We start from the raw sequence: 12,468 nt of genomic DNA on the forward strand, positions 1-12,468 counted from the left end.
GCGATTATCGTAGCCCTACCTGCAACACGCCGGGCACCGGGCTGACATGCCCTGTGTCATTCAAAGGGAGACTTCATGCTCATGCAAATGCGCGCGCTTTTCGAATTGTGCAAGGAGGCCCTGGCCTCATGGTCGAACGACTATGCCCCGAGCATGGGCGCCGCGCTGGCCTACTACACGGTGTTCTCGATTGCGCCGCTGCTGCTGATCGTGATTGCCGTGGCGGGCCTGGTGTTCGGGCAGGAGGCCGCGCGAGGCGAAATCTTCCTGCAGCTTTCGGGCCTCATGGGCGAGCAGGGCGCGGCCGCGGTGCAGAGCATGCTGCAGGCGGTCAACAAGCCGGCCGAAGGCATCGTGGCCACGGTGGCCGGCATCGGCCTGCTGGTGATTGGCGCGACCACCGTCTTCGGCGAACTGCAGGACGCGCTCGACCGCATCTGGCGCGCACCGGCCCGTGCGAAGAACAAAGGACTCTTCAACTTGCTGCGCGTGCGGCTGCTGTCGTTCAGCATGATCATGGGCATCGGCTTCCTGCTCATGGTGTCTTTGGTGGCCAGCGCGGCGCTTGCCGCGCTCAGCAAGTGGTGGTCGCCGGTGTTCGGCGCCTGGGCGACGCTGGCGCAAGCGGTGAACTTCGCCTTCAGCTTTGCAATGGTGACGGTGATCTTCGCGATGATCTACAAGATCATGCCGCGGGCCAAGGTGCAATGGCGCGACGTGTGGGTGGGCGCCGCGGTCACGGCGCTGCTCTTCACCGTGGGCAAGCATCTCATCGGCCTGTACATCGGCAAGAGCAGCGTGGCCTCCGGCTATGGTGCCGCGGGCTCGCTGGTGGTGGTGCTGGTGTGGGTGTACTACTCGGCGCAGATCTTTCTTCTGGGCGCCGAGTTCACCTGGGTGTATGCCAAGACTTATGGCTCGCTCAAGAACGCGAGGGACAGCGCCGGTGCGAATCCATCGCCCACCCGTTCGGAGCCGCTGCCATAGCTAGCCGGCAAAGCCGCCTTCGTCCAGGAAGCGCTGTTCCTCGGCGCTGCTGGTGCGCCCGAGCAGCTTGTTGCGGTGCGGAAAGCGGCCGAAGCGCGCAATGATGTCGCGGTGCAATACCGCAAAGCGCTGTGTATTGGCATCGAGCGCCGCGTTGAGCTCGACCGAACGCTCCTGGTCGGCCAGCGATTCGGAGTGCATGAAGGGCAGGTAGAAAAAGCGCCGCAGCGCTTCGTCCACCTTCAGGTCGAGGCCCGCCTCGATTGCCTTGCGGGCCACGGCCAACGCCTTGGCGTCGGTCGCAAGCATGCGCGCGTTGCCGCGCCAGGTGTTGCGCGGGAACTGGTCGAGCAGCACCATCAGCGCGAGCGCGCCCTCGGCGTCGTTCGCCCAATGGTCGAGTTGGCCGAGAGCTGCGGCTTCGTGCGCAGCGAGAAAGCGCCCGCCGAACTCCGCATCGAAGGCATCGTTCTTGGCAAACCATCGGTCGGGTCCGGCGCTGCGCCAGAAGTCGACCACGTCACGGGCGGTGGGAAGGTTGGCAAGGTTCATCGCCGCATTCTCTTTCAGCCTGGGGCGCCGCGCCGGGGCCCTGAAAGTCGCGGTGGTGGCCGACATCGGCACGCGCCGGGGCTGCCTATGCTGAAGCGGTTTCATAACCCAGGAGATAAAGCTCATGAACCGATATGGCACCCTTTTGCGCGCAACCCTCATCGCCGGCGTGGCCAGCGCTGCGCTGGCCGGCTGCGGGATGATGTCGAAGTCGAACGTCGCGAGCTTCAGCGGCACCATGAACGCCGCCAGCGAAGTGCCGCCCAACATGACGCGCGGCAGCGGCCTGGCGGAAGCCTGGCTCAACAGGGACACGAACGTCCTGAAATACAAGATCACCTACAGCGGCCTCAGCGGCCCGGCCACCGCCGGCCACTTCCACGGGCCCGCGGCAGCGGGTGCCAATGCCGGCGTGGTGCTGCCCTTTGCCAGGACGGAGAGCCCGATCGAGGGCCAGGCCACGCTCACGCCGGCACAGGCCGCCGACCTGCTCGCAGGCAAGTGGTACGCCAACATCCACACCGCGGCCAATCCGGCCGGTGAGATCCGGGGACAGATGCTGCCCAAGATGTAAGGAGGGCGCGGTCAGCTTGCAGTCGCGGGGCTGGTGTCAAATGACACCATATGACGACGAAGAAGCCCCGCACGGCAAGCAAGAAGACCCCGAGCCCGTTCGCAGCGCCCCGCGAAGACATGCGCTCCGCGCGCAAGGCGCTGGTGCTGCAGGGCGGAGGTGCCCTCGGCGCCTACCAGGCCGGCGTTTATGCCGCACTCAGCGAGACCGACCTGCAGCCGCACTGGATTGCCGGCGTCTCGATCGGCGCCATCAACGCCGCGCTCATCGCGGGCAACGCACCCGAAAAGCGGGTCGACCGGCTGCGGGAGTTCTGGCACCTGGTGTCTTCCGGGCCGGCGCAGCGCCTGCCTTCATGGCTGGGCGACCGCGCCGCGCAGAACCAGTGGAGCGCCTCCATGGCGATGCTGGTCGGCATTCCAGGTTTCTTCGAGCCGCGCTATTCGCCCGCATTGTTGATGGGGGCCGCGGCACCGCTCCTGAGCTACTACGACACCACACCGCTCAAGCTCACGCTCGAACGCCTGATCGACTTCGACCGCATCAACGCGTGCGAGGCGCGCTTCAGCGTGGGCGCGGTCGACGTGCGCACCGGAAACTCGGTGTACTTCGACAACACGCGCCAGCGCATCGGGCCCGAGCACATCATGGCCAGCGGCGCGCTGCCGCCGGGCTTTGCGCCGGTAACGATCGACGGCGACGACTACTGGGACGGCGGCATCGTCTCGAACACGCCGCTGCAATACGTGCTCGACATTCATCCGCGCTCGGAGCCGCTGGTGGTGCTGCAGGTCGACCTTTTCAATGCACGCGGCGAAATGCCGCGCACGCTGTCGGGCGTGCTGGAGCGGCAGAAGGACATCACCTATTCGAGCCGCACCCGCATGAACACCGATGCACTGGCCGCCAACCTGAACCTGCAGCAGGCCATTGCGGACCTCATCTCCAAGCTGCCCGCGAACCTGCGCAACGACCCCTCGGTGCTTGCGGTGCAGGCCGAGCTCACGCACCACCCGATCGACATCTTTCACCTGATCTACCGGGACAAGCCCTACGAGGCCGAATCGAAGGACTACGAGTTCTCGCGCGCCGCCGTCGAAGAACATTGGGAAGCCGGCGCGCGCGACATGCGGCGAACGCTGGCGCACCCCGAAACGCTGCGCAGCGACGCCACGGTGAACGGCGTGACCACCTTCGACCTTGGCGAGCCAGGGGTGGGGCGCATCAAGCGGCCCGGGCTCTCCCGCTGATGCAAGGCGCCGCTCGCGTGCTCGCCTGAATCCTGCAGTTCTGTTTTCTTTCTTTTTCTTCTTTCAACCTCAAGGACGTTCACCATGCAACTCAAGGACAAGGTCGCCTACATCACAGGTTCGGCCAGCGGCATCGGCAAGGAGATTGCCGTTCTGTTTGCGCGCGAAGGCGCCAAGGTCGTCATTGCCGACCTCAACAAGCAAGCGGCCGACGCGGCGGCTGCCGAGCTCAAGGCTACGGGCGCACAGGCCATCGGCGTGGCGGTGGACGTGACCAGCGAAGAGCAGGTCAACGCTTCGGTCGAAGAAGCGGCCAAGGCCTTCGGCGGCATCGACATTCTCATCAGCAATGCCGGCGTGCAGATCGTGCACCCGGTCGATGAGTTCAGCTTTGCCGACTGGAAGAAGATGCTCGCCATTCACCTGGACGGCGCCTTCCTCACCACCAAGGCCTGCCTCAAGCACATGTATGCCCAGGGACGTGGCGGCAGCGTGATCTACATGGGCTCGGTGCATTCGAAGGAAGCTTCGCTGCTGAAGGCGCCGTACGTCACGGCCAAGCACGGCCTCATCGGCCTGGCCAAGACGGTTGCAAAAGAGGGTGCCAAGCACGGCGTGCGAGCCAACGTGATCTGCCCCGGCTTCGTGCGCACGCCGCTGGTCGAAAAGCAGATTCCCGAGCAGGCGAAGACGCTGGGCATTACCGAAGAGCAGGTCATCAAGAACGTGATGCTCAAGGAGACGGTCGACGGCGAGTTCACCACCACCGAGGACGTCGCCCGGGTGGCGCTGCTGTTCGCCGCTTTTCCGACCAATGCGCTGACCGGGCAATCGCTGGTGGTGAGCCACGGCTGGTTCATGCAGTAACCAAATGACGCCGCCGGGCGCGGCACACGATGGTTCACCCTAATGTCTCCGGCGAGTGAACTGTGCGAAAAATCGCATGGCCATTCAAACGTCATACCAATGACCTTCGCCAGGAGACAACAACCATGCGTGTCAGTTCGCCCCGTGTCAGTTCCTCCCGTGTGTTTTCGCGCCGCTCCTTCGTTGCCCATGCCGCGGGCGTTGCGGCCGGGCTCGCCATGTTTGCAGCGGCGGCTCCAGCGGCAGCGCAGGCTTATCCGAGCCGCCCGGTCACGCTGATCGTTCCCTGGGGAGCGGGCGGCGGTACCGATGCCACGGCGCGCATCATTGCAAGCCTGCTCGAAAAAGAACTGGGCCAGCCGTTCACCGTGGTCAACCGCACCGGGGGCAATGGGGTGGTGGGCCATTCGGCCATTGCCGCCGCGCCGCCCGACGGCTACACCATCGGCATGGCCACGGTCGAAATCGGCATGATGCATTGGCAGGGGCTCACGCAACTGACCAGCACGTCGTACACCCCCATCGGCCTTGCCAACCTCGATCCGGCCGGCATCCAGGTGCGCGCCGATGCGCCCTACAAGACCGTGGCCGAACTGCTGGCGGCCATCAAGGCCAGCCCCGGCAAGCTGAAGGCCTCGGGTACGGGTCAGGGCGGCATCTGGCACCTCGCCATTGCGGGCCTCTTGCGCGACCAGAAGATCGATCCCGCGGCCGTGCCTTGGGTGCCGAGCAACGGCGCCGCGCCGGGGCTGCAGGACGTGGTGGCCGGCGGCGTCGACATCGCGCCGGTCTCGCTGCCCGAGGCGCGCTCGCTCATCGACGCCGGCAAGGTCAAGAGCCTTGCAATCATGAGCGACAAGCCTTCGGCGCTGTACCCCAATGTGCCCACGCTCAAGGCGGCCATCGGCAGCGACTGGTCGATGGCGGCCTGGCGCGGCATCGTCGCGCCCAAGGGCCTTCCGGCCGACGTGCGCGACAAGCTCGCGGGCGCGCTCAAGAAAGTGGTGGCGAGCAAGGAGTACACCGACTTCATGGCCTCGCGCGGCTTTGGCGTGATCTATGCGGGCCCTGACGACTTCGCCGCCTACATGGCCAAGTCCGACGCCGAGCTCGGCGCAACCATGAAGGCCGTGGGTATCGTCAAGTGAGCGCCGCGCGGCGTGCATGCGCGCCCCGCGAGGGGGCGGCGCAATGAAGTTCAACGACGCGGTCTTCGGCTTGATTCTGCTGGTGCTCGGCGCGCTGGTGCTGGCCGTGGTGCGCAGCTATCCGGGCATACCGGGCCAGCAGGTCGGGCCGGCGCTTTTCCCGGGGCTGATTGCCATCGGCCTATGCGTCTGCGGCTTCATGCTGCTGGTCAAGGGCTGGCGCGAGTGCCAGGCCGTGGCCTGGATGCGGCTCGGCGACTGGGCCGCTTCGCCGCGCCACGTGCTGTCGGCCACGCTGGTCATCGGCGCGGTGCTGTTCTACATGTTTGCCTCGGAGCGGCTGGGCTTCCTGTTGACCGCCTCTGTCTCGCTGCTGGCACTGATGCTTGCCATGCGCGTGCCGGCGGGCCGCGCGGTGCTCATTGCGCTGGTTGCCTCGCTGCTCATCCATGCCGCGTTCTACAAGCTGTTGCGCGTTCCTCTTCCCTGGGGCGTGCTGACGCCCATTGCCTGGTAATTGGGGCCTCTACTCATGTCGGCAGCACTCTTGCAGGCTTTCTCGATGGTCTTCGAGCCCTACACCCTCCTTGTGATGGTGCTGGCCTCGCTCTATGGCCTGTTCGTTGGCGCGGTACCGGGGTTGTCGGCCACCATGGCGGTTGCGCTGCTGGTGCCGGTCACTTTTTTCATGCCGCCCATTCCCGCCATTGCGGCCATGGTGACGGCCACCGCCATGGCCATCTTCTCGGGCGACATTCCCGGCTGCCTGCTGCGCATTCCGGGCACGCCCGCATCGGCCGCCTATACCGACGAAGCCTTTGCAATGACGCGCAAGGGCATGGCCGAAACCGCGCTGGGCGCGGGGCTGGTGTTCTCCGCCGTGGGCGGGCTCTTCGGCACCGTGGTGCTCATCGTGGCGGCGCCTGCGCTGGCCGACTTTGCGCTCAACTTCAGTTCGTTCGAGTACTTCTGGCTCGTGCTGCTGGGCTTGACCTGCGCGGTGTTCATTACGTCGGACCGGCCGCTCAAGGGCATGGTCACGCTGCTGCTCGGTCTGCTGGTGGCTTGCGTGGGGCTCGGCAACCCGGCGGGCTTTCCGCGCTTTACCTTCGGCAATGCCGAGATGACGGGCGGCATCGGCATGATCCCGATGATGATCGGCATGTTCGCCGTCTCGGAGGTGATCCGCTTCGCGGTCGATACGCTGCCGCCGGGCGAGATCGTGGTCGAGAAGGTGGGCCGCGTGCTGTCGGGCCAGTGGGCGCTGGCTAAAAAGTACCCCGTGCAGATATTGCGCGGCAGCGTGCTGGGAACGGCGGTGGGCGCGTTGCCGGGTGCTGGCGCCGACATTGCGGCATGGATGTCGTACGCCATGAGCAAGAAATTCTCGAAGGAGCCCGAGAAGTTCGGCACGGGCCATGTCGAAGGCATCGTCGAATCGGGTTCGGCCAACAACAGCGCGCTGGCCGGCGCGTGGATTCCGGCGCTGGTGTTCGGCATTCCGGGCGACTCGATCACCGCCATCGTGATCGGCGTGCTCTACATGAAGAATCTCAACCCGGGGCCGACGCTCTTCACCACCAACCCGCAGAACATCTATGCGGTGTTCATGCTGTTCATCATTGCCAACATCATCATGGTTCCGCTGGGCATCCTGTGCATCAAGGTGGCCAAGCGCATCTTGCGAGTGCCGCGCAACGTGCTGATGCCGCTCATCCTTCTGTTCTGCATCGTCGGAGCATTCGCCATCAACAACTCGCTGTTCGACGTGGGCGTGATGCTCGCGGCCGGCATCGTGGCCTACCTGCTCGAGGAGAACGGCTTTCCGATTGCGCCCGCCATCCTCGGCGTGGTGCTCGGCGGCATGCTCGAGGAGAACTTCATCACCTCGATGATCAAGTCGGACGGCAACCTGGCGGGCTTCGTGTCGCGGCCCATTGCCGCTTCGCTGGCCGTGGTGGTGGTGCTGGTGTGGCTCGCGCCCTTGCTTCGAAAGCTATGGATCAGAAGCCGGCGAACGGCTTCGTCTACTGCAGCTTGAGCGACCAGGTCTCGCCGACCAGCTGCTGGCCGAAGCCTTCGTAGGGCTCGGCCTTGTCGAGCCTGAAGCCGCGCTTGGCGTAGATGGCGCGGGCGGCCTCCAGGCAGCTGTTGGTCCAGAGCACCATCTTCCGGTAGCCCTTGGCCTTCGCAAAGGCAATGCATTCGTCGGTAAGCCGGCCGCCCAGTCCCAGGCCGCGTGCAGACGGCGCGAGCAGAAGCAGCCGCAACTGGGCCGTGGTGGGCGATTTGCGCACCACGAAGATCGCGCCGACGCGCTCGCCGTCGAGCTCCGCAATCCAGCACTTCTCCCATGCCGGCTGAAACTTGCGGACGAACTGGGCCACGATGTCGGCCACCAGCGCCTCGAACTCGCTGTTCCAGCCGTACTCGCGCGCATACAACTCGCCGTGCTGCTGCACCACCCAGCCCATGTCGCCGGGCAACGGGTCGCGCAGCACGACGGTGCGGGTGCGCGCCGCAGGGGCGGCGGCGGGGTCGAGCAGGCGCTCGATGCGCGCCATGGCATCGACCACCTGCTGGCGGTCGTGCGGCGGCAACGGGGAGAGCAGGGCCGCCGCCTCGTCTCGCGACTTTTGTTGCAGCGGCGCAAATGCGGCGTGGCCCGCTTCGGTAAGGCGCAGCACGCTTTGCCGCGCGTCGCGGGCGTGGGGCTGGCGCGTGAGCCAGCCCTCGGCTTCGAAGCGGCGCAGGATGCGGCTCAGGTAGCCGGCGTCGAGCCGCAGGTCGCGGCCGATTTCGCTTGCCACGGGCGTTTGCCGGTGGGCCAATTCGTACAGCACGCGAACGTCGGTCAGCGACATGTCGCTGCCAAGGTACGGATCGAGCACGCCGATTCGGCTCGTATAGAAGCGGTTGAACTGCCGGATCGCCTTGACGGCGGCGGTATCGGGAGTGGCCAGGGTGCTCGACATGGTTGCCATTGTCATATTGATAGTTGACTTTGGCAATCAATTAAAGGCCTTGTTCCGGTCGCGCCAAAGCGGCCGGACGCGACAGAAGTGCTGGAAAACCCTAAAATCGCGGGTTGCCCACTGCGGTGCGAGCCCGCCAAGCCGCGCTGCCATACCCACTGATGAACGCCCCCGTCGACGTCTCCTTTTTTGCGCGTGCCGCCAAGCCGCTGACCAGCTACCGCAAGTACTGGGCGGCCCGTTTCGGCACGGCCAAGTTCTTGCCCACCACGCGCAAGGAAATGGACGCGCTCGGCTGGGACAGCTGCGACATCATCGTGGTGACGGGCGATGCCTATGTCGACCATCCGAGCTTCGGCATGGCCGTGATCGGCCGCATGCTCGAGGCTCAGGGCTTTCGCGTGGGCATCATCGCGCAGCCCGACTGGCAGAGCGCCGAGCCCTTCAAGGCGCTGGGCAAGCCGAATCTGTTCTTCGGCGTGACCGCCGGCAACATGGATTCGATGATCAACCGCTACACGGCGGACCGGAAGATTCGCAGCGACGACGCCTACACGCCCGGAGACGTGGGCGGCGCGCGGCCCGACCGCGCGGCCATCGTCTATTCGCAGCGCTGCAAGGAAGCCTGGAACGACGTTCCCATCATCCTCGGCGGTATCGAAGGGTCGCTGCGCCGCATTGCGCATTACGACTACTGGCAGGACAAGGTCCGCCGCTCGATCGTGGTCGACTCGAAGTGCGACCTGCTGCTGTACGGCAACGCCGAGCGCGCCATTGTCGAAATTGCGCACCGCCTGGCGGCCCGCGAACCGGTGCACGAGATCACCGACGTGCGCGGCACCGCATTCGTGCGGCGCGACACGCCTGAAGAGTGGTTCGAGATCAACTCCACCAGCGTGGACGAGCCCGGCCGCGTCGAGGCGCACGTCAACCCGTACCTCATGGTGTCGGAGCAGGCCAAGGCCAACGGCGCCACCTGCGCGAAGGAAGACGAGGCCCAGGCCGTAGCGCAAGCTGCTGAAGCAGGCGCCGCGGCGAACTCGGTGAACCCGGCCATCAAGCCGCTCACCTTCGTGCCGAACCCTGCGCTTGCGCAGCGCGCCAAGATCAAGGTGCCTCCGCGCGACCGCAGCGTGATTCGCCTGCCGTCGTACGAGCAGGTACGCGCCGACCCGGTGCTCTATGCCCACGCCAACCGCGTGCTGCACCTGGAGACCAACCCTGGCAACGCCCGCGCGCTGGTGCAGGCGCACGGCGAGGGCGCCACGGCGCGCGACGTGTGGATCAACCCGCCGCCCATTCCGCTCACCACGGCCGAGATGGACCACGTGTTCGACCTGCCGTACGCACGCAGTCCGCACCCGCGCTATGCCGACGAAAACGGCAGCCACGACGGCGCGACCAAGATCCCCGCGTGGGAAATGATCCGCTTCAGCGTGAACATCATGCGCGGCTGCTTTGGCGGCTGTACCTTCTGCTCCATTACCGAGCATGAGGGCCGCATCATCCAGAGCCGCTCGGAAGAATCGATCATCAAGGAGGTCGAGGCCATTCGCGACAGCGTGAGCGGCTTTACCGGCACCATTTCCGACCTGGGCGGCCCCACGGCCAACATGTACCGGCTCGGCTGCAAGAGCCCCGAGATCGAGGCCGCCTGCCGAAAGCCCAGTTGCGTGTACCCGGGCATCTGCCAGAACCTGGGCACCAACCACGATCCGCTCATCAAGATCTACCGCCGCGCGCGTGCGCTCAAGGGCATCAAGAAGATCCTGATCGGCTCCGGCCTGCGCTACGACCTGGCCGTGCAGTCGCCCGAGTACGTGAAGGAACTGGTGCAGCACCACGTCGGCGGCTACCTGAAGATCGCGCCCGAGCACACCGAGCAGGGCCCGCTCACCAAGATGATGAAGCCCGGCATCGGCAGCTACGACAAGTTCAAGCAGATGTTCGAGAAGTTCTCGGCCGAGGCGGGCAAGAAGCAGTACCTCATTCCGTACTTCATTGCCGCGCATCCGGGCACCAGCGACGAGGACATGATGAACCTCGCGATCTGGCTCAAGAAGAACGGTTTCCGCGCCGACCAGGTGCAAACCTTCTACCCGAGCCCGATGGCCACGGCCACCACGATGTACCACACCAACAAGAACCCGCTGCGCAAGATCACGCGCGAGAGCGAGACGGTGGACATCGTGCGCGGCGACAAGCGCCGGCGCCTGCACAAGGCCTTCCTGCGCTACCACGACGCCAACAATTGGCCGCTGCTGCGCGAGGCCTTGAAGAGCATGGGCCGCGCCGACCTCATCGGCAACGGCAAGCACCACCTCATTCCAACGTGGCAGCCGCTCACCGACGGCGGCTACACGAGCGCGCGGCGCAAGAACTCGACCAGTGCGCCGGTGGCAGCCAAGGCATCGGCACCGGTCAGGCTCGCGCCCGTGAAGCCCTCGAAGGGCCGCATGCTCACGCAGCACACCGGCCTGCCGCCGCGCGACAACGGCTCGGCCCCGCCGCGCAAGGCTGCGGCCGGCCCGGTGCGCGGCAGCATTCGCAAGCCGCGCTGAGTTCAGCCCGCGAGCAGGCTCGCCGGCAACAGCTTGCCGAACCACGCGCCCACCGCGGCGATATTCAGCACCACAGTGGTCCAGTAGCTCGCCATGAAGCTCGCCTTGCGCGACTTGTGGCGGAATAGCCGCTGCGCGCACCACGCCCCCGGCCATCCTCCCGCCAGCGACAACAGGTGCAGCGTGCTCTCCGCGGTGCGCCAGCGGCCGGCCTGGGCCGCGCTCTTGTCGACGCCGTAGATGACGACGGTCAGAAGGTTGATCAGCAGCAGTACGCCCAAGGCAAGCGGCGGCAGGCGTGCGGTCTATACGCCGTAGCCGAGCAGCGCTGCGTAACCCAGAAGCAGCACGCCGATGGGCCACGTGGACGACGAGGAAGAGGAGGGGCGCATGGCCGCGATTCTCTCTTGCAGCTGCCGAACCCGGCTCTTATCATCGGCCGCTCATGCACCTGCACCACTCTCCCCCTCCTTCGACCCGCTGCTGACGCGCGTTCAACGCTGCGCTCAGACCTGCACGTGGTCGCCGCTGCCCGCCTTCACGAGGCCGGGCTGCGGCCGGATGGTCATGCCCGCCCTCGACGAATGCGGCGGGCGTCATGGAGAGATTTCAAGAATGAACGCAAGAATGTCTGCCGCCCTGGCCTGGGGCGGCGTGTTGCTGGCCGGCGCGCTGTGGGGCGGTGGTGCGCTGGTGGCGCAGTTCCTCATCGATGGCGGCATGGCGCCGCAGAGCCTTTCGCTGGCGCGCTTCGCGCTCGGCGTGCCGTTGCTGTGGTGGCTGCACTGGCGTGCGCAGTCCGTGCAGCAGCCGGCCGGGGTGCGCTGGAACGACTTGGAAGGGCGGGAGCAGTTTCAGGTGGCCGGCACCGGCGCCGCGATGGCGCTCAATGTGAGTTGCTGGTTCGCGGGCATCGCGCACATGGGGGCCGCGTTGCCGACGGTGATTTCGATCTGCTGCGCACCGGTGATCGTCGCGTTCGTGTCGGTGATGTGCGGCTATGAACGCTTCGGCCTGCGCCTGTCTGCCGGGCTCGGATTGGCGCTGGCGGGCGTGGCGCTGCTGGTGGTGCCAGCCGGCGGCTGGGGGCCACTGCCTGCCGGGTATGCCGCGGGGCTGGCGTGGTCGTTCGGCTCGGCCTTCTGCTATGCGTTGGTGGTGCTCGGCAATGCGCGAATGCCAGTGCGCGTGCCGGCCGTCACGGCATCCGCATGGGGCATGAGCGTCGCGGCGCTCTGCATGCTCGCGATCGCATGGCCGGCCGGCATCACGTGGCCGGCCGGAACCGCGCAGTGGCTTGGCGTGAGCTACACCGGCGTGGTGACGACGTCGGTGGCCTACCTGGCCTTTGCCTGGGGCGCGCGGCACCTCTCGCCCACGGCCGCAGTGGTGGGCACGCTCATCGAGCCGCTCGTGGCCGCGCTGCTGGCAGCGCTGCTGCTCTCCGAGCCGATGGCGCCGCGGCAGTGGGCCGGTGCGGTCTTGCTGGCGCTGGCCATGCTGTTGCTCGTGCGGCGAACAGGAGCGGCCAAACCCGGTGGCTGAGTCGGCCGA

General features: G+C 66.3%; 12 protein-coding genes. 9 read left to right on the forward strand and 3 right to left on the reverse strand.

The window, feature by feature from the left end; genetic code table 11:
* The first annotated feature begins 75 nt into the window (after window positions 1-75).
* Entirely contained in the window at window positions 76-987 is a 912-nt protein-coding gene (locus EJI00_RS10010) for a YihY/virulence factor BrkB family protein (protein WP_185868105.1), read from the forward strand.
* Here the strand turns inward: EJI00_RS10010 and EJI00_RS10015 are convergent, their stop codons facing one another.
* A complete protein-coding gene (locus EJI00_RS10015; protein ID WP_126747309.1) occupies window positions 988-1,539 on the reverse strand; it encodes a DUF924 family protein in 552 nt (183 codons plus the stop codon).
* A 124-nt stretch (window positions 1,540-1,663) separates the two neighbouring features.
* Here EJI00_RS10015 and EJI00_RS10020 point away from each other — a divergent pair, with 124 nt between their 5' ends.
* The 6 genes from EJI00_RS10020 to EJI00_RS10045 all read left to right on the forward strand — a co-directional run bounded on the left by EJI00_RS10020 (window position 1,664) and on the right by EJI00_RS10045 (window position 7,419).
* Window positions 1,664-2,113, forward strand: coding sequence for a CHRD domain-containing protein (locus EJI00_RS10020; RefSeq protein WP_126747310.1), 450 nt, complete (start codon window positions 1,664-1,666; stop codon window positions 2,111-2,113).
* Window positions 2,114-2,163: 50 nt separating this feature from the next.
* Entirely contained in the window at window positions 2,164-3,363 is a 1,200-nt protein-coding gene (locus EJI00_RS10025; protein ID WP_126747311.1) for a patatin-like phospholipase family protein, read from the forward strand.
* Window positions 3,364-3,447: 84 nt separating this feature from the next.
* Window positions 3,448-4,230 (forward strand): 3-hydroxybutyrate dehydrogenase, encoded by a 783-nt coding sequence (locus EJI00_RS10030; protein WP_126747312.1) that lies wholly within the window; start codon window positions 3,448-3,450, stop codon window positions 4,228-4,230.
* 125 nt (window positions 4,231-4,355) lie between these two features.
* Window positions 4,356-5,378 carry a tripartite tricarboxylate transporter substrate binding protein gene (locus tag EJI00_RS10035; protein ID WP_126747313.1) on the forward strand — a complete coding sequence of 341 codons (1,023 nt, stop codon included), beginning with the start codon at window positions 4,356-4,358 and terminating at the stop codon, window positions 5,376-5,378.
* 43 nt (window positions 5,379-5,421) lie between these two features.
* Window positions 5,422-5,895: a tripartite tricarboxylate transporter TctB family protein gene (locus EJI00_RS10040; RefSeq protein WP_126747314.1), complete on the forward strand. Its 474-nt coding sequence runs from the start codon at window positions 5,422-5,424 to the stop codon at window positions 5,893-5,895.
* Window positions 5,896-5,910: 15 nt separating this feature from the next.
* Complete coding sequence (locus EJI00_RS10045) at window positions 5,911-7,419, forward strand: tripartite tricarboxylate transporter permease (RefSeq protein WP_126747315.1); 1,509 nt, start codon at window positions 5,911-5,913, stop codon at window positions 7,417-7,419.
* On the opposite strand, the gene EJI00_RS10050 is transcribed toward EJI00_RS10045, so the two are convergent.
* Window positions 7,406-8,362 (reverse strand): helix-turn-helix domain-containing GNAT family N-acetyltransferase, encoded by a 957-nt coding sequence (locus tag EJI00_RS10050; protein ID WP_260590639.1) that lies wholly within the window; start codon window positions 8,360-8,362, stop codon window positions 7,406-7,408. The two genes, EJI00_RS10045 and EJI00_RS10050, sit on opposite strands and share 14 nt — an antisense overlap.
* Before the next feature lie 152 nt (window positions 8,363-8,514).
* Between EJI00_RS10050 and EJI00_RS10055 the strand changes: the two genes are divergently transcribed.
* Window positions 8,515-10,914, forward strand: a complete 2,400-nt coding sequence (locus EJI00_RS10055; protein ID WP_126747317.1) for a YgiQ family radical SAM protein — start codon at window positions 8,515-8,517, stop codon at window positions 10,912-10,914.
* A 2-nt stretch (window positions 10,915-10,916) separates the two neighbouring features.
* Here EJI00_RS10055 and EJI00_RS10060 read toward each other — a convergent pair whose 3' ends face one another.
* Window positions 10,917-11,195, reverse strand: coding sequence for a DUF1294 domain-containing protein (locus tag EJI00_RS10060; protein WP_260590640.1), 279 nt, complete (start codon window positions 11,193-11,195; stop codon window positions 10,917-10,919).
* A gap of 346 nt (window positions 11,196-11,541) precedes the next feature.
* Here EJI00_RS10060 and EJI00_RS10065 point away from each other — a divergent pair, with 346 nt between their 5' ends.
* Window positions 11,542-12,459 carry a DMT family transporter gene (locus EJI00_RS10065; RefSeq protein ID WP_260590642.1) on the forward strand — a complete coding sequence of 306 codons (918 nt, stop codon included), beginning with the start codon at window positions 11,542-11,544 and terminating at the stop codon, window positions 12,457-12,459.
* Window positions 12,460-12,468 lie beyond the last annotated feature (9 nt).

Origin of the sequence: Variovorax sp. DXTD-1, assembly GCF_003984625.1 — a bacterium.
Classification (GTDB): domain Bacteria; phylum Pseudomonadota; class Gammaproteobacteria; order Burkholderiales; family Burkholderiaceae_C; genus Variovorax.